Genomic DNA, 26,182 nt, shown 5'->3' on the forward strand with positions numbered 1-26,182 from the left:
CTCTCCCACACCGAAATAAGTATCATTATACGCAAGACAAGATAATAAAGCCGAATACCTGTTGACCCATATTGATCCAATATCTCAATAAAAAAGGACTCCTTTCATTGGAGTCCTGTTTATTATGCCAAGTATGCCTCACGCACCTGCTCATTAACAAGCAACTCTTGGCCGAGTCCAGCCATCACGATTTCCCCTGTTTGAATAACATAGCCGCGATGGGCAATTTGCAGCGCTTGGAACGCGTTTTGTTCAACGAGCAAAATCGTCATGCCTTCGTCATTTAATTCTTTAATAATTTCAAAAATTTGCTCGACAATGATCGGTGCAAGCCCCATCGAAGGCTCGTCAAGCATGAGCAGCTTTGGCTGCATCATAAGTGCCCGGCCGATCGCGAGCATCTGCTGTTCCCCGCCGCTCATCGTGCCGCCTTTTTGATGAAGGCGCTCTTTAATTCTCGGGAAATAATGAAACACTCGCTCCATCCGCTCAGCAATCAATTTTTTATCTTTTACCGAAAATGCGCCCATCTCTAAATTCTCTTTTACAGTCAACCGCGGAAAAATGCGGCGGCCCTCCGGCACGTGGGCAATCCCTGACAAAGCTGTAATATGCGGCGGTGTATTTGTAATATCTTGACCGTTGTATAAAATTTTTCCGCTTTTTGGTTTTACTTGCCCGCTGATCGTTTTTAACGTCGTAGACTTACCAGCACCGTTACTGCCGATTAACGTCACAATTTCCCCTTCGTTAACTTCAATCGTAACTCCTTTTAAGGCGTGAATTCCACCATAGAACGTATTAATATCCTCTAGTCTTAACAAACTCATCGCGAGGTCCCCCTTTACGAAGCCGTTGCGGCAGCGCCTTTTCCTAAATAAGCTTCAATGACTTTTTCGTTATTACGTATTTCATCAGGTGTCCCTTCCGCAATTTTTTCGCCGTGGTCCAAAACAACGATATGTTCGGAAATTTCCATGACAAGTTTCATATCGTGTTCAATTAAGATAATGGTTAAATCAAGCTCTTCTCTCATATTATAGATGAGTTTCGTGAGCTCGTTTGTTTCCTTTGGATTCATTCCGGCTGCCGGTTCGTCAAGCAACAATACTTTTGGTTTTGTGGCTAACGCCCGGGCAATTTCTAATTTGCGTTGCGCCCCGTAAGGTAAATTGCGCGCCTCCTCATTAAAAAATGATTCTAAACCGACGTATTCAAGCAAGCGGTATGCCTCCCGTCTTGCTTCTTTCTCTTCTTTTTTGACACGCGGTAAATTGAGAATAGTGCTGAATAACCCGCCTTGAAGATGGTTGTGCATGCCAACCATGACGTTTTCTAACACTGTAATTGCTCCAAATAAACGAATGTTTTGGAACGTACGGGCAATTCCTTTTTTTGTTACTTGATGCGGCTTTAATCCAACAATCGACTCATTGTTTAATAAAATTTCCCCGCTTGTTGGCTGGTAAACGCCTGTCACCATGTTGAAAAATGTTGTCTTGCCTGCACCGTTCGGACCAATGACCGCTGTAATTGATCCTTGCTGCACTTCCATATTGATATTACTGTTGGCCACAAGCCCGCCGAACTGTTTCGTTAAATTTTTAACTGTCAAGATGGACATGTTGCGTCCCTCCTTTATGCACGCCTGTATTCATTGGATGATTACTATCCGTATCTTTTAGATCTTTCTCATCAAATACAGGATTTTTCGCCGGCAATAGCCCTTGCGGACGATACAGCGCAAACAAGATCAAGATAATCCCGAAAATAAACCGTTGCATCTTCGCTGGTGAAAGCGCGTCTGGAACATGGATGACACCGCTTAAGCTGAGCTGGTTCAACCAGTTTGTAAGCTCCGTTAACACTTGTAAGTTCAAAATAGTTACAATCGCAGCACCAAGAATAACTCCCGGAACGCTACCCATTCCACCTAAAATAACCATAACGAGAATCGTAATCGACTCTACTAATGTAAAGCTCGTTGGATCGACGAACGTTTGCTTTGCCGCAAACACGACGCCCATCATTCCTGAGAACGATGCTCCAACTGCAAATGCCATTAATTTTGTGCGCACAAGATGAATTCCCATCGCTTGAGCAGCAATTTCATTTTCCCGCACCGCTTTCCACGCGCGGCCAATTTTCGAGTATTCAAGACGACGTACTGCAAAAATTACAGCAATGAGGATAATCAATACAATGTAATAGAACTGACTTGGATACATAAATTGGATGCCGAATAACTCCGGTGGCTTAACAGAGGCAAGCCCCATCGCACCGTTTGTAATGTTCACTGGCTTGTCTAAGTTATTGAAAATAATGCGGATAATTTCCCCGAATCCTAACGTAACAATGGCTAGGTAATCACCTTTTACGCGCAATACTGGAATCCCTAACAACACTCCAAATAATGCCGCGACCAAGCATCCGATGAAAATAAATACCCAAAAGCTTTCCCCGGAAAGAGGATAATGACCGAACGGCATAAAGTTATTCGCTTGAGATGTCGCAAAAATTCCGTAGGTGTAGGAACCTAGGGCGAAGAATGCGACGAATCCGAGGTCCAAAAGCCCAGCTAAACCAACAACAATATTTAGCCCTAGAGCCATTGCGATATAAATACCAACTAACGTTGCGACTTCCATGTAAGACTGATACGCTTCGCCTTGGCTAGCGGCAAGAGGAAGCAACACAACCAGCACCAAACCGCCGACGAGCCATTTCACTCGATTAGAAAAACTTGTAAAATACAACAGCAAAAGAGAAGCAAGAAGCAACAAGAAAGCAATAACTGACTTTTGCGCCAAATACAAACTCGCAAATGTAACGACAATATATAGACCGACAATTATTGCCTGAAGGCGTTTGTTTGCCTGAATCGTACTGAGCAAATTTTTCACGTCCATCACCTACACTTTCTCTACAGACACTTTTCCAAATAAACCTTCCGGCTTGAAAATCAACACGATAATTAAAATCGCAAATGCAAATACATCTTTGTACTCGGCACCCAATATTCCATGCGACACGACTGGTAAATTTGCCGCAGCAAACATTTCAAGCAATCCAATCATGATACCGCCAAACATCGCTCCCCGGATGTTTCCGATGCCTCCTAAAACCGCTGCTGTAAACGCTTTTAACCCTAAAATAAAGCCGATGTATGGATCGATTGTTCCATACTGAACTGCAAATAATACTCCTGTTGCGCCTCCTAGCGCTGAACCGATAAAGAATGTAAGAGCGATGACTTTATTCACGTTTACCGTCATTAACGCCGCTGTCTCCCGATCTTGCGCAACGGCGCGCATCGCCATTCCCCATTTTGTTTTATTGACGAAAAAGTCGAGGGCAACCATCATGATCACAGCTAGGATGAGTACAATGAAAAATGAGGATTTTACTGATGCATCGTTAAATACTGACGAAATCGCAGAAGCTTTAACGCCGATTTGTTTGCTAAATAAGCTTGGCCCTGTTAGAATGTAGTTTCCATTTTTCAATTCCGTAATAAAACGAACGATATCCTGAAGTAAAAACGAAATACCGATTGCTGTGATTAATGTGATAAGCTTCGGCGCATTGCGCAATGGGCGGTATGCGACCCGTTCAATTCCCATTCCAAGTAAACCGGTAGCCACCGATGTAACAATGAGTACTAAAAGAAGAGCGAGAATCGCTGGCATCGACGCCATCCAACCCAATCCAGAAAACGTCAATAAAATCGCCGTTCCTACAAATGCCCCCGTCATAAAAATTTCTCCGTGGGCAAAGTTAATTAACTCCAAAATCCCGTAAACCATCGTGTATCCTAACGCAACAATCGCATAAACAGCTCCTAATGCTAAACCGTCAATCAGTACTTGCGGCAATGTTTGCAATACTTGTTCAATCATTTTATTCACCTGCCTGTTTTGCTACTTTTGCACAGAAAAGCGCCCAGCTTTGTTGCCTCGGACAACAAATATTTGTTTTCCATGAAGAAACCAAGCTAGGCGCGAAATGTTGACTTAAGAAAAGGGTACGGCAAACCTGTCATACCCTTTTCCTTCCTCTTTCATTATTGTTTGCTTACTTCGTCCTCTAACTTAGCTGGATATTTTGCTTCATCAAACTTGTAGATGTAGATTTTCGCATATTTATTGTCGCCTTTTTCATCAAAGCTTACTTTTGTTACAACACCTTGGTAGTCTTGTACTTTACGCACTCCCTCAGCCGCTTGTTGGCGTGTAGGAAGTTTGTTTCCATTTGCCTTGATCGCTTCTTCAATACCTTTTAGCAATACGCCCATTGAGTCATAACCGTAAGCAGAGTAAGACTCGATTTCTTTACCGAATTTTTGCTTATATTTCTCGGCAAATTGCTTTCCTGCATCCGTTGCTGTTGTGAGACCAGCTGCTGATGTCATATACGTATTTTTCACAGCATCTCCCGCAATTTGAACAAGCGTTGAAGAGTCTAGGCCATCGCCGCCCATAATTGGCACGTTAATGCCTTTGTCGCGCGCTTGTTTGATCAATAAGCCGCCTTCTGTGTATAGACCGCCGAAGTATACAAGGTCAGGCTTTTTCGCTAATACTTGGTTTAGAACTCCGTTAAAGTCTTTCTCGCCGATAGTAATTCCCTCAAAACCTACGATTTGAGCGCCTAGGTCTTCAGCACCTTTTTTGAACGCTTCTGCCAAACCAGAACCGTATGCAGTTTTATCTTGAATGATGAAGATTTTCTTCGCCCCAAGTTTCTCGATAGCGAATTTTGCTCCCGCTGGTCCTTGGAAATCATCGCGGGCACAAATACGGTTTACAGTTTTCAAGCCACGGTCTGTGACTTCTGTAGCCGTGTTTGCTGGCGAAACCATAGGGATGCTGTATTTTTCATAAATTTCTGACGAAGGAATCGCTACGCCAGAGTTTAAGTGCCCAACTACACCTAGGATTTGTTTATCTGCTCCAATAAGTTGAGCGTTTGCTACCCCTTTTTTCGGGTCGCCTTGATCATCATAAGGAACAAGTTCTAGCTTAAAACCAAGTTTTTCAAAATTCGCTTTTTGTTCTTCTAACGCAAGCTGAGCACCCAACTTAATAGATTCGCCCAACGTTGCACTTCCACCGGAAAGTGGCGTTTGTGTCGCAATTTTAATTACGTTGCCACCTCCGTTACCTCCACCGCCTCCGTTGCTAGCATTTTGTTCCTTTTGTCCTCCAGAACATCCTGCCAACAAACCGACTGCTAGTGTCGTTGTTGCTAAAATAGAAAACGTTTTCTTTAGGACCATTCGTATCCCCCTTTTTTCACTTTTAAAAATTTTTTTTATTTTAAGAAAAATATAATATGAATTCTCGAAATACACAAGCTTTATTTTTTTACTGGAAAAAACTTTTTTCGGCAAAATTCTTTTTGTAAACCCGAAAAACACGCATCCACAGCACATTATTCTTGTAATATTTCGATATTCGAAATATTATTCTTACAAAATTTACTAAATATTTTTCTATTATAAATGTTGATATGATCTTTTTTCATCATTCTTCCTTCCATTTAATTTAAAAAATTCCATATAAACCAATAGTCCCAGTAACACGTCTATCTTTTTTCTCTCCCTACCATTTCATAATGAGGATGGTTTTGTTGTGGAAACTTTTCCATGCGGTATTCTATCTAGTACTTGCTACAAAAGATCTTTTGGAGCTTAACTAATGCACATTTACTGAAACTGTCGCTTTCCTTTATATAAAAAAGAAAAAGCAAGCCGTTCTTGAAACGGCTCGCCTTTTCGCAGCTAGTATTTACATGCAATAAATATAGGCACACGTCAAAAATAATACATCAACTACATAGATTAGGTCAGCTGTAGGTTGGATCTAGCCTTGTTCCATAAATATATTGGTAATTTTTACATTTCGAATAACCCAACACGTTTTCATAAATCATAGATCTTGTTTTGCCATATACGCTTGTTTCGGATGGTTCGGCTGATCCGGATATTTTAATTGAATTTTCTCTTCCTCTAACAGTTTAGCTAAATAATTGTTTCTCAATCCATCTGACGTTCTTTCTAACAGATGTGCCAACTCTTTTAGCATAAGTGGCCTTTTTGAACAAAGCTGTAGAATGATTTGCTCCATTACAGCTGGATGCAGACGTTTTTTCTTACGGGCTAACTCTGCAATACTCCATAGTTGTTCGTCGATCTCCTCATTATTTAAGGTTGTATGTGTATCATGTTGCTTATTTAAGGAGTTAGTCCGTTTATTTACGGAGTTAACCTCTTTATTTACGGACTTAATCTTGTTATTTACGGAGTTGGTCTGTTTATTCACGGAGTTAGGGTCGTTATTTACGGAGATTCCCTCTCTATTTATGGAGTTTAGATTGTTATTTATAGAGTTAATTTCGTTATTTATTAAGTTAATCTTGTTATTTACGGAGTTGTCTATGTCCTGATTGATCCATTCATCGATTTCGTCGTTTTCAAACTGTATTACAGGATGCTCGTAATCTGTTTCATGTGATGCAGCAGTTTCATCTGGAAAAAACATTAATGTAAAAATGGTTCTTTCTGGACTTTGATGCTCAGAAAATTCCGGTGGTTTCCAATGATGCTCTTCCCACGCTGCTTTAATGTATTTCAATCCTGATCCTGCCCGCTTACAAAGGCCGATTAAAATAAACATTTTAAATAAATTCGGATTGCGTAAATGACTCATTCCCCCAGAAAATACGGCATCAGATGAAGTACGTAGCAATCCAGGGTTCGAAAATCGAATGATATTTTGTTCTTTTTCAATCACAATGCCGCCTTCTCCCGAATAATCAGCATGAACTAATGTATTGATGACTGCTTCATGTAATGCCGATTGTAAAGAGTTACGGTCTTCAGCTATATGAGCCATTACCTTAAAATAAAAATCATACACGTTTCCCGACCATGTCCCATCCTGGGAAGTAAATCGCTTGGTCCAACTGTTTCCTTCAAAATCACCCCTATTTTCTCGATATTCAAGAAAATACTGCGGCAATACCTCTGTAATGATCCTCTCTTCGCTAAACATAAGTAATCCCGCAACCGTAACGCCTTCTTTACTGCTGTTTCTTAGCTTTCCCCATGCACCAATTTTGTATAAAAATTCTTTCGTCTCAAGCCCATTCCAAGGATGGTGTGGCTTTGCTGCGGCAAATTTTTCACGATAATGGTTCACTGATTCGAAGCTCAATTCGTTTAATCCGTAATGTTCCAGAATTAAATTATCCGTCAATATCATTGAATGACTATCTGAAACGTTTGTATATTTATTCACTTCCAATCTCCCTCTTGTATTATTTTATAAAAACAAAACCGCTTTCTTATGATTTTTATTTTATCACCTTTCCTGTTCCTTGCGGATAATAGCAAACAAAAGAAAATCAAAATATTCATATAGAGAGCGGATAATTTTTTTATTTTAAGGAAATTTATGTATATAACTTAGATGAAGATGAATAGGAGGTAAAAATCGTGCAATCTCTCCCTGTATCTGTTGAACCTTATTGGCGAACATCGGTCTCACTCCCGTCGTTTCCAACGTTAACAGAAGATATTCATGTTGACGTGGCCATTGTCGGTGGAGGCATTTCTGGCATCACCACTGCCTATCTGCTTGCAAAAGAGGGGTTAAAAGTTGCAATTATCGAAGCCGATCAACTTCTAAACGGAACAACAGGCCATACGACGGCAAAAATTACCGCCCAACACGACTTGATTTATGATGAGTTTATCCATCACCTCGGCGAGGAAAAAGCCAAGCTGTATTACACAGCTTGCACAGAGGCATTACATTTTATTAAAACGATCGTGACAGAACAACAAATCGATTGCGATTGGCTGGAAGAAGATGCTTACATATACGCCAATTCTTCAACATCCTTGAACAAGCTTATTAACGAATGGAAAGCTTATGAAAAACTTGGCATTAACGGTGCTTTTGTTGAAACGATTCCGCTTTCCATTCCAGTAAAAGCAGCGATCGTCATGAAACAGCAAGCGCAATTCCATCCGTTAAAATATCTGGTACATATGGTGAAAGAAATTACAGAAAACGGTGGAATGATTTACGAACATACCCCAGCGCGGGATGTCGAACAAGGGAACACATTAACTGTCATCACTCGCAATAAAAAGCGCATCGCATGCGAACATCTCGTCATCTGTTCCCATTTTCCATTTTATGATGGCGGATTTTATTTTTCGAGAATGTATGCAGAACGTTCGTATGTACTTGGGGTGAAAATTGATGGAAGCTATCCTGGCGGCATGTATTTAAGTGCCGACGATCCAAAACGATCCATTCGCTATGCCGCAACAATAGATGGCGAAAAACTGATCTTAGTGAGCGGTGAAAATCATAAAACGGGACAAGGTGTACCAACCATTCAACATTACGAAGCACTGCAATCGTTTGCATTAAATACGTTTTCCGTTACGTCCATCCCTTACCGCTGGTCAGCACAGGATTTAATAACATTGGACAAAGTCCCATACATCGGAAATATGACGGCCAACACTCGCAACATCTATGTCGCGACAGGGTATCGAAAATGGGGTATGACAAACGGAACTGTCGCGGGTCTATTATTAACCGATCTCATCATGGGCCGGGACAACCAATATCGCGACCTTTATACGCCTTCGCGATTTTATGCTGATCCAAGCATTCAGCATTTCATTACGCAAAATTTTGATGTCGCGAAACATCTCATCAAAGGAAAGACTGAGACAGTCGTACGGACACCGGAAGACCTGTCAAACGGCGAGGGAGCGGTTGTTGTCGTCAATGGGAGACGTGCCGGCGCCTACAAAGATGAAAACGGGACATTATCTATTGTCGATACGACATGTACTCATATGGGATGTGAGTTAGAATGGAATAGCGGTGATCGGACATGGGATTGCCCTTGCCACGGCTCCCGTTTCTCAGTATGCGGGGACGTTATTGAAGGCCCAGCAAAGCAACCGCTAAAAAAAATCGAAGACCAATCCCTACAATAACGAACAAATAACTTAGGAACAGCTAGAAAGCTTTATCTCATGCATATAGCAACAGAGGACATCCCTCACCTAGCTTTCGGGACGTCCTCTGTTTGTTTCTCACTGCTGAAGCCGTTATACAACGATAGGTCCTGTAGCGACTTCTCCAATGATTTACATTCCTTTTCCCAAAACTCAGCATTATCGATTCCCATTTTTACGGAATCAAGCATTGGATTCTTTTCCGCCTTTCCCCGATTTTCACCATCTTTAAATATTCGCAGCGCTGGGATAGCTAAGAGGCGAATAGCAATCATATTAAGCTCCGTCATACTCCCGACACTAATATTACCAAGCGCCCATAGTTCGGCTGTTTTGACACTCCTGTAAAAACCATAACCAAAATAATGTTTTTTAATGTGTATGAAAGCAGCCTTATATTCTTTTTTCGCGTAATAAGAATAATAGGCTATGATAGTAGAAAGGCAAAGAAAAATAACGTAACAGCAACAAAAATATTTTTTTGTAATAATAATGAAATTGAATATTACAAAATATATTTTCTATATTTGGATGAGTAATAATTATAAAACATATTCGATTTCATGAATGTTTTAACCGATGTTCATACCAATTCTACATGTTGCTGCAATATTTTTTGCTGTTTTTTCAATATAATATCGGGCGTGTTCAAACGCTTTGTCCAACGGAATAACGCCTGGCACGACACTATATAGAGCATCGATTCCATGCATTAAAACGATGTCGCTGTCGTCTGACAATGTCCCAGCTAAAGCAATGACCGGAACACCATATTTTTTTGCTGCTTTCGCGACACCGATGGGCGTTTTCCCATATGCTGTTTGACCATCAATACGCCCTTCACCGGTAATAACAAGAGACGCTCCCTTGACTCGTTGTTCAAATTGGACCGTTTTCAAAACAATATCGATACCCGGCTTTAGATCGGCATCTAAAAAAGCTAACAAAGCGGCGCCAAGTCCTCCTGCCGCCCCAGCGCCCGGAACATTACGCACGCGTTTTCCTGTCGCCTGTTCGACTATATCTGCATAGTGCCGTAAATTGTCATCCAGACGCCGCACCATTTGCGGCGTTGCTCCTTTCTGTGGTCCAAATACGACCGATGCTCCTCTCTCTCCAGTTAAGGGATTCGTGACATCGCAAGCCACTTCAATTTTTACTTTCCGTAATCGTTGATCAAGCAGGGAAAGATCGATAGAAGCAAGCTCGCCTAAGCTCCCACCGCCAGGTTCAATTTCCTTTCCATGCCTATCTAACAAACGCGCGCCAAGCGCCTGCACCATCCCCGCTCCTCCATCATTTGTCGCACTTCCTCCAATACCGATAATGATATGTTTGACTCCATAGTCAAGGGCCGCCTGAATGAGCTCACCTGTTCCTCTTGTTGTCGTAGTGAGCGGATTTCGTTTCTCGCGCGGGACTAGATGCAGCCCTGAGGCGGCCGCCATCTCAATAACCGCTGTGCTACCGCCGCCGAGCAGTCCGAAAAAAGCATCAACAGGCTCGCCCAAAGGCCCCGTTACCTTCTTTTCGATCATCGTGCCATCTGTCGCGTCAACAAGTGTTTGGACTGTCCCTTCCCCTCCATCAGCCATAGGAATGGTAATATACTCCGCCTCGGGAAATATGTCGCGAAATCCTGTTTCAATCGCGATAGCTACTTCGCGGGCAGATAAACTTTCCTTAAATGAATCGGGTGCAATCACAATTTTCATTGTTCTCACCTTCCACTTTTTCGAAGTAAAAAATAAAACATCTATCTACATTACAAACCAAATATGCCCATATTGCCTCGAAAAAACCGCAACTGTTACAAAACGCTTTTATTTGCATACTTCTATGATAAAAATGGAAAAGTTATAAAGAAAGAAAAATATTTGCGACTTATCCTATTTTCATCCCCTGAAATAGCGCTATAATTATAATTAAAATAAACGGCACAACATTTTGTTCTCAAGTAGAACATTCTCTTTACCACTCTAGTTCAACACAACAAAATGAATTATCGATCCACGTTAAATTTCTATTAGAGCCTTATCTTTAACTATTTCGTTTTTTCTCCCATGGCGGAGATTGCTGTCAAATAAGATTTTGCTGTTCCTCTAGCTGTCAGAGGTCAGGCAATAGGAGAGAAAGTAGAGATGCTATTAAGAGCACAAAACATTATTTTTACCATTTTGTTCATCGCAGTGATTATTGCTGTTTGTTCATGGCCTTTTATTCCAGATAGCACGTACATAATCGCCTTGGCCCTGTATTGGTTATTTTCTAGTCTATACAGCCATTTGCGCGTTGTAGAAAAAACAAAAAGCAACGTCCCGATCGATTATGGCATCAACTATAGTTTATCGTTTGCGCTATTTGCTGGACCGCTTGGCTTACTGCTGTTTGAAACATTATTCCGCTTAACTGAGCATGTTACCAAAAAATACTTAAAAACAGCAGAGCCCGATGAATGGCTCCATACTACGTATAACATCGGCGCTTTTGTTACCTCTAACTCCTTAGCATTCTACTTGTATCATGCTCTTGATCCTTTGTTTGACCGCATTCCATTTGGCTTTTGGTTGCTCCTGCTTTTGTTAATAGTGTTTGTTTCGTTATTAAGCGACATTTGCTTAATTGCCGTGTTTCGTGCAATTGGCGACATTCAGACATGGCAGGAAGCAATCGATTTTATTAAAACGAGAAGCCTGTTTGATATGGGAAAAGTGGCGCTCACTAACGGCCTTCTTTTCATCTTTTTGCAGGAACAACGTTGGGATATGCTTATTAGCTTGTTTTTGCTCAATTATTTCGTCAGCCACTCTTTTTTCTCCAAATCGCAAAGTATTCAACATAAAGCCGAGCGCGACCAATTTGAAAAAATGGCCTATACCGATTTTCTTACCGGTGTCCATAACCGTGCTTTTATGGATAAAAAAATTGCTGAGTTAAATGACAAAAAAGAATGGATGGGCGTTATCGTCGCAGATATCGATAATTTTAAAACAATTAATGATACATATAACCACGCAGTCGGCGACCAAGTAATTCGACACTTTGCTTCGACTTTGCGACGCTTTCTACGCGAGGAAGACTTTCTATTTCGCAGCGGCGGTGAGGAGTTTACAATATTTTTGCGCCATCGCTCATTCGAAGAAAGCGTCCAGCTCGTAGAAACGATTTTGCAGGCCATCCGCAATAGTTTCGTATTGGCCGAATACGGAAATAAAGAATGTCTTGTTACATACACATCCTCATTCGGCTTATACTTTTTTCAAACAGGTGGAGCTATTTCGATCGAAAAAGCGTATGTATATGCTGACCAGCTATTATTACAGGCGAAAAGCAGCGGAAAAAATAAAGTGGCGGCCAAATGCGGATAGGATGTACAAAACAAGGCGCTGTATAATTTGTTTGAAGAAATAACAAAAAATCCTTACCATGTGGGTAAGGATTTTTTAGTAGTCATATGAACCTCCCCCTCCTACATTCCATTTAGAGGTGGGAGACTTCTCGGGGGATACTAAAAATACGCAATGTACTTATGCGGGGGTCTTTTTGGTTGAACTATCGTCTTTTTCATCAGTGTGTAAATACTTCCTGTATACATAAGGCGATGTCATAACAGACATCATCGCCCCATAGTCAAGAGAAAAGTTGATCTCATCACCAGGTTTTAAATCTACATTTTTCGCATCAAGAATAATATGGTCACTGCTTGAGCCTAGTATCTCAACGGGCAAAAGTGGCCTTAAGCCGCTCACTAGTACATCCTGCCGTCCCATCGCGACAATGGCTCGCCGAATCACTCCGCGTTCCTTAAAAGATACCGTTTCACCAAACGCATTTCTTCCTCGATCGCCAAAAGGGACGGATGGCTTTAATTTCGATTCAATCACTTCCGCCACTAGACAGAATGCGTCTTGATATAGGCCCGGAATAGGTGCTCCATGCACCGTTTCTCGTCCCAAAAAGATCGACTCTCCAAGGCGAACATGATTAATCGCTCCTACATCTTTTGTATTTTTCAGCCATTGGTAGTTGGCTGAATTGCCCCCTGAAACATAAGGAAATATCAAAGAAAACCGCTTCTGCATATTCCTTGCGAGAGTGGAAAATTCGCGCATCTTTTGTTCGGTCGGAATCACTCCGCCAAAACAAGCAAAGTTGGTACCAATTCCTGCGATTTGAATCCCGGGCAGTTTTAAAACTTCTTCAATAAAAGCCGGAAGGTCCTGAATCATAATGCCTTCGCGTAAATCGCCCATTTCGACCATTAAAATGAGCGAATGGACCTTACATTGTTTTACCGCCTCCGCTGACAACGCTCGAATCACTTCCAGTTCGGTGTTCATGCTAATATCAGCAAACTGAACGACTTGCCCGACTTCACTTAGCGCAGGCGTGCGTAATAAAATGAACGTTGCTTTTAAGCCGGCCATTCTCATCTTTTTAATGCGAGAAATATTCGTATCTGCCAAACTAGTAATGCCGCTATCAATTAAAACTTTAGCAATCTCAAGGCTAGCGCCGACTCCTTTCACCACTCCGGTCACTTGAATTCCTTTCTCTTCATGTAGTTTTTTAAGCATTTCAGCATTGTGCCGAATTTTCCTTAAATCAATTTCAACTCTCGGGGTGATTTCTTTCATCCGATAGCCACCCCTGATTTTTCTTGCAAAGATGGGAAGTATTCAATAATACGATTGATGACTTTATCAGGCCCCATTTTTAAAACATCAGTAACCGGCAAATAAAACTTCCGCTCGTACTCAGCGATCGTTCTTTGCAGTTCATAATCGGACATCCCTTCATGGTTTAACGTAATAGCAATCACTTTCGTTTGACCAAAATGTTCAATCAAATCGATTTCGCTTTCAACTGTCGGCATTTTCATAAAAGGAAAATCCCCTAACACCTTTCGTTTCGGCGGATGCTGCAAAATAACAGCTTTAGGTCTTGCTCCCTTCAAAATGCCGCACGAACTCACATAAGCGGGATGGCTTAATGCACCTTGTCCTTCCACAATAATGATATCAGGCTGCTCTGTTTCATTTGCTCTCACAATCTCTCTCTCTAACTCTCCAATCATATACTGAAGCGGAAAAGCGTCCATAGCAAAACCGTAAGAAGCTCCTTGAATGAGTCCTGTCTGCCCTGTGGCAATAAAAGCGGTTCGATAGCCTCTTTCTTGCAACCCTTTATCAATGATCATAGCAGTGGTTCTTTTTCCGCAAGCCCCATCCGTGCCAAGAACAGCAATGATAGGCGTTTTAATGTCGAGTATTCGCCCGGTAAACAATGTCCATTCTTTTTTCGGTCTCGGCTTGCGGACGTCACGAATCTCAACGCCGCATCGTTTCGCAATTCGCATCATTTCTTCGTCGTCTGTAAGAAATTCTTGAAGCGGATTGATGATGTTCATTCCAGCTTCCATTGCTTGAATAATCACTTCTCGTTCTTCTTTTTGCAGGAATGCATTGGCTGGAGCAATCCCAAGGATAAAATAATTTGGCTTGGCTTTTGAAGAGGCAATGGCGTCTTGAAGATTTCTACAAATCGGAATGCCGTTTCTTTTTTGATCTAAAAACTCTCCTGAATCCTGTCCGGCTTTTGTGCTATCGATGACTGCCGTAATCTCGTACATTCCTGAATTGCGAATCAGTCCGTTTGCGGTTTTTCCGTCCATGGACCCAAATTGATTTTCACAATAAATAATGGCATATTTCTTCATCAAGAAACTCCCTCCATTTTTTAATGTGAAATCAATTTTTCTCCATGAAAAAGAACACCTGATCAGCTTCTCAAAGCAACATAATCACTTTGAGAAAGAAAAGATGTTCTTTGTGAAAGAGGCATTTATGTTTATAGTGGATGAATGAAATGTAGAAAAAGACCGTTCTATTAATAATTATAATAAAATTACGGAAATATGTGAAATTTATTGCTTCTTGGTCTATTGCTAATTGCATAAGAAGAGCGACACCCAATGAACTTCTCCCACCTACACTCCGTTTAGAGGTGGGAAAAGCTCATGTTAAAAAATAGCCATAAAAATCGTCTCGAACCTTCATGCCCGGCGCATATATACACGTACCGTCAGAGGCGCAAAGATGGCGACAATGACCGCTGCTCCAATCAAAGAGAGTGCGAAATCTTGGCCCATCGTTCCTGCATTCGTCAAATCTCGAACAGCCGTTATCATATGCGAGACCGGATTGATCTTCGCCAACCATTGAAGCCAATCAGGCATCGTCTCGACCGGTACAAAAGCGTTCGAGAGAAAGGTCAGAGGAAACAGGATCAGCATCGAGATTCCTTGCACGCTGGATGCCGTTCGTCCCACCACACCAAAGAAAGCGAAAATCCAGCTGATCGCCCAAGAACATCCAATCACAAAAAGGGCGGCGATCACAACGTGCCCTAAACCTCCGTCAGGGCGATATCCCATAAGATACCCCATCAAGAACGTCAGCGTGGTCGCAATCGTATACCGAACAGTGTCCGCCAATAGCGCTCCCGCCAGCGCCGCGATTCGCGCAATCGGCAACGACTTGAATCGGTCAAACACGCCTTTGTCCATATCTTCGCGCAGCTGGACGCCAGAGATAACAGATGTTCCAATCACCGTCTGCACGAGAATGCCAGGAATGATAATTGGCAAATAATTATGCACATTCCCTGAAATCGCCCCGCCAAAAATGTAAGTAAACATGAGAGTAAAGAGAATCGGCTGAAGCATAACATCAAAAAATTGCTCGGGTGTACGCCGCATTTTTAACAAACTCCGGTAGGCCATTACCAATGAATGATGCACCGCTTGACCTACACTCGCTCGATTTTTCAGTTCACGGCCCACCGTTAGATTCGAAATATTTTTCATACTCTGACCTCCTCTACTGCACTCGATGAATCCACTGCAGTATCTTTTTTCACACCATGACCCGTAATCGTGAGGAACACCTCATCGAGGGTTGGCTTTTGGACACTGAGCTCGGCCAAGTGGATTCCCGCCTCGCGAAGAGCGATCAGCAGATCGGTGACTCTGTCGGCTTCCGTCATTGGGGCTGTGATCCTCCCTGTCTCTGTTGATGTATTAGACCGGACTTTCAGCACCTGTTCAACGATCTGACGCGCTCTCTCCATATCATAAGAATGTTGAATCTTCAACTGTAATGACGAGTTCCCCACTGACGCTTTCAGCTCATCGGCCGTCCCCTCGGCAACGACTTTGCCGCGGTCAATCACTGCGATCCGATCCGCCAGTTCGTCCGCCTCTTGTAAGTACTGTGTTGTTAACAGCACCGTCGATCCGTGATTGACTAACTTCCGGATAGTCTCCCACATTTGATTGCGCGTGCGCGGATCGAGCCCTGTCGTCGGCTCGTCTAGGAAAATGAGCGGCGGCTGCGCGATGAGGCTGGCGGCCAAATCCAGACGGCGACGCATACCTCCGGAGAAATTTTTCAATGGACGGTTGGCAGCTTCGGTTAAACTGAATTCCTCCAACAGCTCTTCTGCCCTTTGCCGCGCCTCTTTACGTCCCATTCCTAACAAACGGGAAAAAATGACCAAATTCTCGATCGCACTAAGCGACTCGTCGACCGACGCGTATTGACCGGTCACACCGATCAATTGACGCACGATATGCGACTCTTTCACCACGTCGTATCCAAAGATACGCGCCGAACCGTCATCCGGACGCAATAAGGTCGTCAACATGCGGATCGTTGTGGTCTTGCCCGCTCCATTTGGCCCAAGCACCGCATAGATCGTACCGGTGCGCACCTTTAAATGGACGCCATCCACCGCTCGATGGTCGCCGAACGTTTTGACAAGTCCTTGTGCCTCCACGGCCCAATCGCAACCGGTCGGCACCGTTTGATATAAACGTTTCATTCCAAGACCCCCTCCAAACTTTGTATATGGCAATGGTAGCACATGTTTATGAACGGAATATGAACAATGCATCAATGAATATCTTTTTAAGAGCCTGTTCAACGAAACCATAATGACCGAAGGGAGACCATGAATTCATAATCAAAAAGCATATAATAAACTTTGACGGACGATACCTATCGGTACAAGGGTTCTAATTTATACCTGAATGAATCTCTTCCATCTGTCCTTGTTTAGAGGTGGGAGACTTCTCGGAGAATATGTTAAAATATCTCCATTCGTACAGTCACTTCACTCATCCATTAGCATTCGTTTGATGTGGATGATATCTGTTAAATACCTCGACTTTGTGTTGAAGTTATTTCTTACCTCTATTTTAAAAGCTCCTTCGCCCTTACTTTTTTGAAACACACAAACGGGAAGTGTATAATGAAAGGAACAACTGCGAGTATTGAGGTGGGGATGGATGAACCTACAACAGCTACGTTATTTTCTTGCTGCGGCCAAGCTTAAGAGCTTCTCGAAAGCCGCAAAGGCCATGTATGTCTCGCAACCGGCATTAAGCAAACAAATCGCTTTGTTGGAGAACCAACTACAAATCACCTTGTTCGAGCGAACATCAAATGGGGTGCAGTTGACAGAAAAAGGGGCACAGTTGTATCAACAGTTGACTCCCTTGGTTAACCAATTAGATGCCATTTTAAGAGCATTTGCGGAACCAAAAGAAATTCGTCTGGGCGTACTCCCGAGCATTGGGACATACTATCTTCCGGAATTGGTTTCTCGTTTGACATTTTTGAACCTGACACCAATTATTAAAAACACGAGTGCAGAACTGATAAAGTTGATGGAAGCAGGAGAAGCGGATGCCGCCATTGTTCAGGATCGACCTCAATTGGGAACGATGCGTCAAGCGCTATTATTTGAAGAAACGTATCTGGCAGCCGTTCCGATCGGGCACCCGCTCTCCCAACAAACGGAGATTCGTTTGACTCATTTCAACCAAACGAACGTTATCTTGCAACAAACAGCTTGTGACAGCAGAGAATACTTTGAACTAGAGTTTCGTAAGTTGGGACTAAAACCGAAAATTACGTTGGTTCATGGCCTGTTTGAATCACTACTGGCATATGCCGTGAGCCTCGAGGGAATTGCATTTATTCCAAAAATGATGGCTTCCAGTATCACGCATCGTCAGATCGTCTATAAACCGATTGAAAATCAGTATTTCAGGCGCAGTATTCATTTGCTTGCTCGATCCGATGCTATTTTCAACCGATTGATGGAAGAATTCTCAATGCTCCCCTTTATCCCAAATGAAGCACCCCCGCAATTGTCTTAACCGCTCTTCCACCGATACGAATCACCGGTGCAGGGGTAGATGGCTCAATCTCGGCAAATAATGTTCCAGGGCGACCGATCGCATCCCCTTGACCAATAATTAGTTGATGGCTACGGTTTGGTTCGAGAATGCCTTCCAAGTATAGGTAGCCGGTCAATGCCCCATTCGCAGCGCCCGTAACAGGATCCTCCGCAATTCCTACGGCCGGAGCGAAATCACGGGTATAGAGGTCATACCCTTCTTTCGCATCAAAAGTGAAGAGGTGCGTGGTACTAATCCCACTGGCCCGATTAGCTACATCGAGATCGTCAAGTTGTGGTTGTGCTGCATCAATGGCTGCCCGAGATTTGACGGGGATGAGCAGATGCCAGTTTCCCGCAAACGCTTCCCGAATGGGATAGCGATCATCTACTTCTTCGACAGGAATACCTACCATTCTTGCCGCTTCGTTTATACTCAGCTTTGCGTCACGTACCTTTGGCGCAACCAATGTCATCGTAACAGCTTCTAGGTTTTTATCCTGTTTTGTCCATTCTACCGGCACAGGTCCATTGTTCGTTTCGAAAACAACTTTATTCGCTTTATCTGCCCAACCGTATTCAGTAGCTAAGATCCAAGCAGATGCTACGGTTGCATGACCACAAAAGTCGATTTCTGTAGTTGGAGTGAAATACCGCACACGGAAATCCGTTGCTCCCTCATCGGTTCGAAACAAAAACGCCGTCTCTGATAAATTCAGTTCCCGAGCGATGTTTTGCATAACTTGATCATCCAATCCGACTTCATCAATAACTACACCGGCAGGGTTCCCTCCGAATGGTTTGTTTGTAAACGAATCCACGTGGTATACAGGAATTTGCTTCATGGAAATTGTTCTCCTTTCTAACCGTGTTCACTTGTCATCATACCGTATTAGGCATGTCAACATGAAATACATCTTTGTTATCGAGTGATAACTAGAGGTTATACCCGTGCTTTGCGTATTTAAACCATTCCTTTTTTGTCCCTATTTATGATACGGTTCCCCCCGATTAATACGGAACGCCCGATAAATTTGTTCAAGAAGAATAAGTCGCATAAGCTGATGCGGGAATGTCATTTTTGAAAACGAAAGCGATTCATTCGCACGTTGCATCACTTGCTGGCTAAGGCCAAGCGAGCCGCCAATAACAAAAGCAATTTTACTTTTTCCATAAGTAGCAAGCTGATCTAAGCTAGCTGCAAACTCCTCAGACGACTTCATCTTCCCTTCAATCGCTAGAACGACGACGTATGCATCATTTGGAATTTTCGCCAATATACGCTCTCCTTCTTTTTCTTTCACTTGTTTCATTTCCTGCTCGCTCAGATGCTCGGGTGCTTTTTCATCAGCAACCTCGACGATTTCTACTTTTGCATACGCCGACAATCTTTTTATGTACTCATCGATTCCTTGTTTCAAATATTTTTCTTTTAACTTACCAACAGAAATAATCAAAATATGCACAAATCATCCCCACTTTACAAACATTATATCAACAATACTTATCCACATATTCACAACACATGTCCACATATTGTGTAAAAACATTAGTTCCCTACCACATATACGCCTTGTTTTTGACAAAATTGACACTTCTTCTCTTGTTTATCCACAGGTATATGTATAATTTCAGGTGCCCGCTCGATTTCATCCACATACATATCGATGGCCAATTCAATATGCTCCTCACAACAGATAAACATATGTCTCCCTCCCTTATCCTCTTGTGGACAAAGAAAACCAGGAGCGCATCGGTCCACTCCCGGTTTTTATTTTATCCACACTGTTTGAATTGTACAGTTATTATTTTAGAGCGACTCTTTTGCCAGTTTCATGGTCACTTTCGCTTTTCGACCATCACGGTAAAACGTTACTTCCATTTCATCGCCAATCGCTTTCTTTGTATATAAATACTTTCTAAGATCGAGCACGTTTGAAATTTTTTGCCCATCTAACGCAACAATCACATCAAATTGTTTTAAACCTGCTTGGGCTGCTGGAGAGCCTGGTCTCACTTGAATAATTGCGACTCCCCCCGTTACATCTTTCGGCAGATGTAAAGTCTCCTGCAAATGATAGGAAGAAATATCGCTTAAAGAACGAAGCTCAACCCCCATATAAGGACGGCGTACTTGCCCGTATTTTTCTAAATCAGCTATAATAGGGCGCGCTGCATTGATTGGAATGGCAAATCCGATGCCTTCTACCGCCTCTTGGGCAATTTTCATCGAATTGATGCCGATAACCTGTCCCTCTATATTAACAAGAGCTCCGCCGCTATTCCCTGGATTAATAGCTGCATCGGTCTGCAATACTTCTGCATTCCAATCCGGTAATCCATCTTGATCTACATCGATCTCAATTGTTCGGTTTTTTCCAGAGATAATGCCTTGTGTCACAGATCCCGCAAATTGTAAACCAAGCGGATTTCCGATGGCTACGACCGGCTCTCCTAACTTAATAGCATCTGAATTACCAAACTCCGCCACTTTTCCAACATGTTTTGCATCGATTTCAAGTACGGCTAAATCGGTCAGCGCGTCGCTTCCTAATAAGTTGGCGGGCACCCTTGTTCCGTCTTTCAAGCTTACTTCTAATTGGCTTGCGTTTTCGACAACGTGATGATTTGTTACAATGAATGCTTTCCCATTGGCTTTTTTATAAACAACTCCTGAACCTGTGCCAGCTTCGCCGCCTTCGTCACCTTCCGACCAAAAACTTGCTTCTTGAATATTAACGACACCAACCACGGCATCAGATGCTTTTTTAATTGCCTCGGTAACTTGGGAAGTAACGTTGACCGATACATTTTCTTGAACAGCCGGGTGCTGCTTTGTTGTCTGCGTTTCCCCCGTTTCTGCCTGTTCATCGTCTTTTGGGGTAATATGATATGGGAGAACGTCCCATCTCGAAAGGGTTGGAATGGAAAATGTCACTAATAATGCACCTAAAATCGCCCCAACGAGTCCTGACAAAAATGTGCCCCCACGATTTCCTTTTTGCTTTCGTCGGTATTGTTCGTAATGATCGTCGTAATATCCCATGCGCGACTCACCAATCCTTTCACTATAAAAGGTCGTGCTCTACCATCAAACGAGGATACCTGTTGATGCTGATAGCCCGTTTTAACATACTGCCCATCCTTCCCAAACATCAGCTAAACATACATTAACCCCGTTGGGATTTTCGGGTCGGTATCATAAATATCAAATTGTTGTCCAACTTCAAATCCCTTGCTTGACAACGTTTGCTCGACTGTCATTCGCGCTAGCTCTTTCATGTTATTATCTTGACTCAAATGCGCTAAATAAATTCGCTTCGTCTGATCCCCAATTACATCAGCTAGCGCTAAGGCAGCATCCTCGTTCGATACGTGGCCGACATCGCTCAAAATGCGCCTCTTAATACTCCAAGGATAGCGGCCCATGCGAAGCATTTCTACATCATGATTACTCTCAAATACAAACACATCAGCATGCTTAATAATGCCCTTCATCCTATCGCTCACATATCCCGTATCTGTAATTAATACGAGCTTTTTTCCTTTATGGTGAAATACATAAAACATTGGCTCCGCCGCATCATGGGATACGCCGAACGACTCAACATCTAAATCGCCAAATGATCGAACCGTTCCTAAAGGAAACACGAATTTCTGATCGGTTGGAATATCCCCAATCAATCTTTCCATTGCTTTCCATGTTTTTTCGTTCGCATAAATAGGCAACTGATACTTTCTAGCGATAGTTCCTAATCCTTTGATATGATCGCTATGTTCATGCGTTACTAGAATTCCAGTTAGTTCATTTAACTGACGATCAATTTGCTGAAAAAGCTGCTCCATTTGCTTGCCACTCAATCCAGCGTCCACAAGCAAACGATGTGTATCTGTTTCTACATAAAAAGCATTTCCTGTACTGCCACTTGCAAGGACGCTAAACTGCATCATCTCATTCACTCCAACGCATTTCCTTCATCGTTAATAAATTGTCCTTCAAATGCATGAATAAAATAATCTTTCTTTCCATTTACAACAATGTGCCATGTAGGGGTTAGCACTTGTGAAGCGGTAAAATGAACAAGCGCGTAATACCCCAATTCAATCGTCGTAACTCGGTCACCTGGTTTTAAATAGTCTTTCTTATATAGCGTTTCAATAGCTTTGATCGCAGGGATAATATCTTGCTTTTTGTCATATTTCTCCAAATCATATAACATTGTCTGCTTATAAGAAACAACTTCATCTCTTTCGTTCAAACGCAACAATAACATACTACTTGCATTATTATAAATCATTTTTTGATCATATTTCTGAAAACAAATAATCGTCCGCTTTTTTTCATCAAACATCCAAAATTCATAATCTTTTCCATGAATAATGTTTTGACGCAAAAATTCATTCAAACTGTCGGGATCCCTAAAGTTCGCAAGTGGAATTGGATGGACAAATGTAGCTTGTAAAATCGGCTGATCGCTCGCAGCTACTTTCTGATTTTTCAATTTTTGAATGTCTGCATGTGAAAAAATTTTGCTTTTTCCGCTTACATATGATGCTTTTGTAATTTCTTTCGGTATCTCGACATACGTAATTCCATTTGCTTCTAGCTGTTCTTCAATAGTTGCCTCTAAAATGACGTCCAGTTGGCTGCTATTTCGTTTTTGCATAAGCTGATAGCCTAAAAAGAGATCGAGGATGAGGAAGGTAATAATAAAGATCGTCTTTGTCTTATTCCAGTCCAATTGCATTCCCTCCTCGAATCTCGTCTGTATCTTTGATAGAAATTTTTTTCCACGCTCCGCCATACAAACAAAACCATGCCGGTTCTAGAATAACTACTTTTTCTCTTTCTTGATCCTTGACAAGTTCGTATCCTAAAGTAATGCCATTGACAAGTTCCTTCTTAAACCCTCTCATCTTCTCCAATTGCTGAACGACCTGTTGACCGGACAATAGTGTTGTTTGCACACTCACACGATCTGGGATTTCTAGCCTAAATAACGGTCGCTGATATTTATTAATCTCATTGGTTCCCCATATTTGAACGATTTCCGACATTCCATAATTATTAAACACCGGATGATTATTCACAACAAGTCGAAACACAACTTTCCGCAAATCGCGATTCCACTCTGCAAAGCGATAAACATCGGTCCATCCGCCATGTCCATTTACAAAATCAATACTCTTTTGAATTAATGACGAACTTTCCTCATTTGATTGACTTATTGAACTTCCCGCTGCTGGGTTCACATACAACAATAATTTCTGCAAAAAGTCCACATCCATTAACCTTGACCCGTCCGTATATTCTTCACCAAATGTTAATGTGTCTTTTTTTACAAAACTCGGATCGCTAAATAATGCTTCTTTGAATTTATCTGGATCTAATTCATCCGTATAATACTGCAGACGTCTCATAGTCACTTCCTTTTCCGGAAGGAAAATGGATTTTGTTTCACTCACATTATAAGCGAAGTAACGAGGGAATTTTTCGGCTTTTTCATAAAATTGCTCAATTCCCCCTAATGAAGCACCACTCACTGTAGCTTTATATATTTTTCGATGGTTAACCGAAACAAAATAAGCAACAAATTTTTGCCGTTTTTCAACGGGGACAATAATTGTATCAAAGGTTAGGCTATCAAGAACTTTATCATCAATCCGAAAAAGGTCTTGATAAATATTCATTGGAATTTCATCAGAATAAATAATTTCTATTTTTCCTTTTCCATGAATAAAAGATAAAAAGTTCTGTTTCGAAACGGTGGACGAAATGTTCTCAAAATCATCAAACGTCCACCTTTTCATTTCTTTTAATAACTTATTTACATCCGCTTCTTCAACCATTCCATAATGATTCCCGTTTTTATGAATAAGTATTTGCGAAGGGCGAACAATCATAGATGTGTCGACTTGGGAATTGCTGACGGAGACGTTTTGCACATATTGATCGTTCGGAATGACATCATATTTTGGGTGGTAAGTCCATAGTCCCCATGTGAAAACAATGCTTGTTAACACTAAAAACGTTAAAATGATCGTTTTCGCTGTTTCATACTTCATCCCAGTCATCCTCTTGAATCCGCTCAAGCGGTAATGTAAAGAAAATTGTTGTTCCCTTATGTTCTTGGCTTTTCGCCCAAATTCTCCCTCCGTGAGCTACAACCACCTCTTTTGCAATTGCCAATCCTAATCCCGTTCCTCCCAGCTTGCGCGATCTTGCCTTATCGACACGATAAAAACGATCAAATACTTTAGCCAACTCTGATTTTGGAATACCTACCCCTTCGTCTGTGACACTTACCAAAATTTCATCACTTAATTCCTTGGCACGAAACGTGATGTTTCCCCCTTGCGGTGAATATTTCAGCGCATTTGAAATGATATTATCAAGCACTTGTGTAATTTTATCTTCATCAATTTCAATAAAAATGGCTTCTTCAGGAATTTTTCGGATAAACTTTATGTTTTCATTTTTTGTTAATTCAAAACGGTCAATGACCTTATGGAAATATCGTGAAAAGTTGACCCATGATTTATTGAGTTTGTAATCTTTGCTATCTAATTTTGAAAGCTGCAATAAATCATTGACTAATCGGATCATCCTTTCTGTTTCCGTTTGAGTAACTTCAATAAAGCGCGGGGCGATGTTCTCATCCCTCCATAATCCTTCTCCAAGCGCTTCTAAATAACTTTTCATCGTGGTTAACGGCGTTCGTAGTTCGTGTGAAACATTTGCTACAAATTCTCTCCGCTCCTGGTCAATCTTTTCTTGTTCGGTAATATCGTGCAATACAACAATTAAGCCGTTCACAAAGCCGGTTTCTTTCTGAATCACAGACAGCGAGGCGCGCAAAACGTATAATTCCTCATCCGTACTAAAGTCTAAAATAAGAGAATCCGGCTCCTCAATTAACGTCTCAAATGTGTATTGCTCTTCTAGCCCAAGTACATCGATAATTGAACTTTCTAGAACTGTTTCACGTGAAACATTCAAAATATTCAACGCGGCATCATTAATTAAAATGATTCTTCCGCGTCGATCAGTGGCAATGACACCATCAGTCATATGAGCGAGCACAAGTGCCAATTTGCGCCGTTCCCCCTCTGTTGTTGCCTGCGCTTCCTGTAACTTTTTTGTCAAATTATTAAATGTCATTGCTAATTGGCCAATTTCGTCATACCCATATACTTTTACTTTTCGAGAAAAATTGCCTTTGGTCATTGCTAGCGCTTGCTTTCTCATATCGGAAATTGGGCGGGTAATCGTCCGGGAGAGAAAAACACCTAAAACAGCTGTAATTGCAAGAGCAATTCCAGTTCCCGTTGCAAAAATGGTGTTGATTTGTTTCATCTGCGAAAATACATTTTCCATCGATGCGATGACATAAATCGCACCTTTAATTTCTCCATTGACCTTGATTGGTGTTGCGGAAATATATATGCGATGACCTGTTTTCCGGTCAATGAACATCCGATCAACCATCTCTCCAGTAACAAGCGCTCGCTTTACAAAAATTTCGGTCGTTCGTTTTCCTACAATGTTTTGCATATAAGGATTGGATGTTGCAAGCACTTTACTTTTATCATCAATGACTCGCACTTCCGAAATATCTTGCGAAACGAAGTCATGCAAAAGAGAGCGTATCTCTTCTTCTAATGTTGGGCTTTTTGAGTCACGATCCTTATTCATCGCTTGCTCTACATTATAGGCAAGCAAGGTCACTCTTTCATTTAAAGAATTTTTAAAGTTTTGGACGAGCTGAGTTTCCAGCTCTCTTACAAAGTACACCCCAATAATCTGCATCGCCACAAGAATTAATAGAACATAAATAAGCACAAACTTAAAGTGAATTGAACGAAATGGTCCTACTTTTTTCATGT

At 41.8% G+C, this 26,182-nt stretch carries 23 protein-coding genes; 3 read left to right on the forward strand and 20 right to left on the reverse strand.

Annotation, left to right across the window (positions count from 1 at the left end):
- Positions 1–122 precede the first annotated feature (122 nt).
- The 6 genes from N667_RS0102475 to N667_RS0102500 form a co-directional block, all read right to left on the reverse strand.
- Positions 123–830, reverse strand: coding sequence for an ABC transporter ATP-binding protein (locus tag N667_RS0102475; RefSeq protein ID WP_027408099.1), 708 nt, complete (start codon positions 828–830; stop codon positions 123–125).
- Between the two features lie 14 nt (positions 831–844).
- Positions 845–1,624, reverse strand: a complete 780-nt coding sequence (locus N667_RS0102480) for an ABC transporter ATP-binding protein (protein ID WP_027408100.1) — start codon at positions 1,622–1,624, stop codon at positions 845–847.
- Positions 1,605–2,909 (reverse strand): ABC transporter permease subunit, encoded by a 1,305-nt coding sequence (locus N667_RS0102485; protein ID WP_084278837.1) that lies wholly within the window; start codon positions 2,907–2,909, stop codon positions 1,605–1,607. The genes N667_RS0102480 and N667_RS0102485 overlap by 20 nt, the downstream gene beginning before the upstream one ends.
- A 3-nt stretch (positions 2,910–2,912) precedes the next feature.
- Complete coding sequence (locus N667_RS0102490) at positions 2,913–3,899, reverse strand: branched-chain amino acid ABC transporter permease (protein WP_027408102.1); 987 nt, start codon at positions 3,897–3,899, stop codon at positions 2,913–2,915.
- A 164-nt stretch (positions 3,900–4,063) separates the two neighbouring features.
- The gene (locus N667_RS0102495) at positions 4,064–5,278 is read right to left on the reverse strand and encodes a branched-chain amino acid ABC transporter substrate-binding protein (protein ID WP_027408103.1); all 1,215 of its coding nucleotides are present in this window, start codon (positions 5,276–5,278) and stop codon (positions 4,064–4,066) included.
- 652 nt (positions 5,279–5,930) lie between these two features.
- Positions 5,931–7,301 carry an ATP-binding protein gene (locus N667_RS0102500; protein WP_027408104.1) on the reverse strand — a complete coding sequence of 457 codons (1,371 nt, stop codon included), beginning with the start codon at positions 7,299–7,301 and terminating at the stop codon, positions 5,931–5,933.
- Positions 7,302–7,498: 197 nt separating this feature from the next.
- Between N667_RS0102500 and N667_RS0102505 the strand changes: the two genes are divergently transcribed.
- Positions 7,499–9,028, forward strand: a complete 1,530-nt coding sequence (locus N667_RS0102505) for an FAD-dependent oxidoreductase (RefSeq protein WP_027408105.1) — start codon at positions 7,499–7,501, stop codon at positions 9,026–9,028.
- A 65-nt stretch (positions 9,029–9,093) separates the two neighbouring features.
- Here the strand turns inward: N667_RS0102505 and N667_RS19715 are convergent, their stop codons facing one another.
- Both N667_RS19715 and N667_RS0102515 read right to left on the reverse strand, forming a co-directional pair.
- Positions 9,094–9,567, reverse strand: a complete 474-nt coding sequence (locus N667_RS19715; RefSeq protein WP_156936077.1) for an alanine:cation symporter family protein — start codon at positions 9,565–9,567, stop codon at positions 9,094–9,096.
- A 54-nt stretch (positions 9,568–9,621) separates the two neighbouring features.
- On the reverse strand, positions 9,622–10,764 hold the full coding sequence (locus tag N667_RS0102515) for a glycerate kinase (protein WP_027408106.1): 1,143 nt from the start codon (positions 10,762–10,764) through the stop codon (positions 9,622–9,624).
- 426 nt (positions 10,765–11,190) lie between these two features.
- Between N667_RS0102515 and N667_RS0102520 the strand changes: the two genes are divergently transcribed.
- Positions 11,191–12,417, forward strand: a complete 1,227-nt coding sequence (locus N667_RS0102520) for a GGDEF domain-containing protein (protein WP_027408107.1) — start codon at positions 11,191–11,193, stop codon at positions 12,415–12,417.
- A 159-nt stretch (positions 12,418–12,576) separates the two neighbouring features.
- Here the strand turns inward: N667_RS0102520 and N667_RS0102525 are convergent, their stop codons facing one another.
- The 4 genes from N667_RS0102525 to N667_RS0102545 form a co-directional block, all read right to left on the reverse strand.
- A complete protein-coding gene (locus tag N667_RS0102525) occupies positions 12,577–13,686 on the reverse strand; it encodes an alanine/ornithine racemase family PLP-dependent enzyme (RefSeq protein ID WP_051529927.1) in 1,110 nt (369 codons plus the stop codon).
- Positions 13,683–14,768, reverse strand: a complete 1,086-nt coding sequence (locus N667_RS0102530) for a DUF1611 domain-containing protein (RefSeq protein ID WP_027408109.1) — start codon at positions 14,766–14,768, stop codon at positions 13,683–13,685. The genes N667_RS0102525 and N667_RS0102530 overlap by 4 nt, the downstream gene beginning before the upstream one ends.
- A gap of 336 nt (positions 14,769–15,104) precedes the next feature.
- Complete coding sequence (locus tag N667_RS0102540; protein ID WP_027408111.1) at positions 15,105–15,917, reverse strand: ABC transporter permease; 813 nt, start codon at positions 15,915–15,917, stop codon at positions 15,105–15,107.
- Entirely contained in the window at positions 15,914–16,933 is a 1,020-nt protein-coding gene (locus N667_RS0102545) for an ATP-binding cassette domain-containing protein (protein WP_051529928.1), read from the reverse strand. The genes N667_RS0102540 and N667_RS0102545 overlap by 4 nt, the downstream gene beginning before the upstream one ends.
- Before the next feature lie 466 nt (positions 16,934–17,399).
- Between N667_RS0102545 and N667_RS0102550 the strand changes: the two genes are divergently transcribed.
- Entirely contained in the window at positions 17,400–18,275 is an 876-nt protein-coding gene (locus N667_RS0102550) for a LysR family transcriptional regulator (RefSeq protein WP_027408113.1), read from the forward strand.
- On the opposite strand, the gene N667_RS0102555 is transcribed toward N667_RS0102550, so the two are convergent.
- The 8 genes from N667_RS0102555 to walK all read right to left on the reverse strand — a co-directional run bounded on the left by N667_RS0102555 (position 18,241) and on the right by walK (position 26,180).
- Positions 18,241–19,140, reverse strand: coding sequence for a PhzF family phenazine biosynthesis protein (locus N667_RS0102555; RefSeq protein WP_027408114.1), 900 nt, complete (start codon positions 19,138–19,140; stop codon positions 18,241–18,243). The genes N667_RS0102550 and N667_RS0102555 overlap by 35 nt on opposite strands.
- 141 nt (positions 19,141–19,281) lie before the next feature.
- Positions 19,282–19,761: a 23S rRNA (pseudouridine(1915)-N(3))-methyltransferase RlmH gene (gene rlmH / locus N667_RS0102560; protein ID WP_027408115.1), complete on the reverse strand. Its 480-nt coding sequence runs from the start codon at positions 19,759–19,761 to the stop codon at positions 19,282–19,284.
- 83 nt (positions 19,762–19,844) lie between these two features.
- On the reverse strand, positions 19,845–20,000 hold the full coding sequence (locus tag N667_RS19270) for a CxxH/CxxC protein (RefSeq protein WP_084278810.1): 156 nt from the start codon (positions 19,998–20,000) through the stop codon (positions 19,845–19,847).
- Positions 20,001–20,105: 105 nt separating this feature from the next.
- Positions 20,106–21,341 carry a S1C family serine protease gene (locus N667_RS0102570; protein ID WP_027408116.1) on the reverse strand — a complete coding sequence of 412 codons (1,236 nt, stop codon included), beginning with the start codon at positions 21,339–21,341 and terminating at the stop codon, positions 20,106–20,108.
- 113 nt (positions 21,342–21,454) lie between these two features.
- Positions 21,455–22,243, reverse strand: coding sequence for an MBL fold metallo-hydrolase (locus N667_RS0102575; protein ID WP_027408117.1), 789 nt, complete (start codon positions 22,241–22,243; stop codon positions 21,455–21,457).
- Positions 22,244–22,251: 8 nt separating this feature from the next.
- A complete protein-coding gene (locus tag N667_RS0102580; RefSeq protein WP_027408118.1) occupies positions 22,252–23,037 on the reverse strand; it encodes a two-component system regulatory protein YycI in 786 nt (261 codons plus the stop codon).
- Entirely contained in the window at positions 23,024–24,370 is a 1,347-nt protein-coding gene (locus N667_RS0102585; protein ID WP_027408119.1) for a YycH family regulatory protein, read from the reverse strand. Before N667_RS0102585 ends, N667_RS0102580 begins: the two co-directional genes overlap by 14 nt.
- A complete protein-coding gene (gene walK, locus N667_RS0102590; RefSeq protein WP_027408120.1) occupies positions 24,351–26,180 on the reverse strand; it encodes a cell wall metabolism sensor histidine kinase WalK in 1,830 nt (609 codons plus the stop codon). Before walK ends, N667_RS0102585 begins: the two co-directional genes overlap by 20 nt.
- Positions 26,181–26,182 lie beyond the last annotated feature (2 nt).

It is taken from the genome of Anoxybacillus tepidamans PS2, assembly GCF_000620165.1.
Classification (GTDB): domain Bacteria; phylum Bacillota; class Bacilli; order Bacillales; family Anoxybacillaceae; genus Anoxybacteroides; species Anoxybacteroides tepidamans_A.

Coding starts and splice junctions, on each gene's coding strand:
- N667_RS0102475 (WP_027408099.1), bottom strand. CDS start 830: ATGAGTTTGTTAAGACTAGAGGATATTAATACGTTCTATGGTGGAATT.
- N667_RS0102480 (WP_027408100.1), bottom strand. CDS start 1,624: ATGTCCATCTTGACAGTTAAAAATTTAACGAAACAGTTCGGCGGGCTT.
- N667_RS0102485 (WP_084278837.1), bottom strand. CDS start 2,909: ATGGACGTGAAAAATTTGCTCAGTACGATTCAGGCAAACAAACGCCTT.
- N667_RS0102490 (WP_027408102.1), bottom strand. CDS start 3,899: ATGATTGAACAAGTATTGCAAACATTGCCGCAAGTACTGATTGACGGT.
- N667_RS0102495 (WP_027408103.1), bottom strand. CDS start 5,278: ATGGTCCTAAAGAAAACGTTTTCTATTTTAGCAACAACGACACTAGCA.
- N667_RS0102515 (WP_027408106.1), bottom strand. CDS start 10,764: ATGAAAATTGTGATTGCACCCGATTCATTTAAGGAAAGTTTATCTGCC.
- N667_RS0102520 (WP_027408107.1), top strand. CDS start 11,191: ATGCTATTAAGAGCACAAAACATTATTTTTACCATTTTGTTCATCGCA.
- N667_RS0102525 (WP_051529927.1), bottom strand. CDS start 13,686: ATGAAAGAAATCACCCCGAGAGTTGAAATTGATTTAAGGAAAATTCGG.
- N667_RS0102530 (WP_027408109.1), bottom strand. CDS start 14,768: ATGAAGAAATATGCCATTATTTATTGTGAAAATCAATTTGGGTCCATG.
- N667_RS0102540 (WP_027408111.1), bottom strand. CDS start 15,917: ATGAAAAATATTTCGAATCTAACGGTGGGCCGTGAACTGAAAAATCGA.
- N667_RS0102545 (WP_051529928.1), bottom strand. CDS start 16,933: ATGAAACGTTTATATCAAACGGTGCCGACCGGTTGCGATTGGGCCGTG.
- N667_RS0102550 (WP_027408113.1), top strand. CDS start 17,400: ATGAACCTACAACAGCTACGTTATTTTCTTGCTGCGGCCAAGCTTAAG.
- N667_RS0102555 (WP_027408114.1), bottom strand. CDS start 19,140: ATGAAGCAAATTCCTGTATACCACGTGGATTCGTTTACAAACAAACCA.
- N667_RS19270 (WP_084278810.1), bottom strand. CDS start 20,000: ATGTTTATCTGTTGTGAGGAGCATATTGAATTGGCCATCGATATGTAT.
- N667_RS0102570 (WP_027408116.1), bottom strand. CDS start 21,341: ATGGGATATTACGACGATCATTACGAACAATACCGACGAAAGCAAAAA.
- N667_RS0102575 (WP_027408117.1), bottom strand. CDS start 22,243: ATGCAGTTTAGCGTCCTTGCAAGTGGCAGTACAGGAAATGCTTTTTAT.
- N667_RS0102585 (WP_027408119.1), bottom strand. CDS start 24,370: ATGACTGGGATGAAGTATGAAACAGCGAAAACGATCATTTTAACGTTT.
- walK (WP_027408120.1), bottom strand. CDS start 26,180: ATGAAAAAAGTAGGACCATTTCGTTCAATTCACTTTAAGTTTGTGCTT.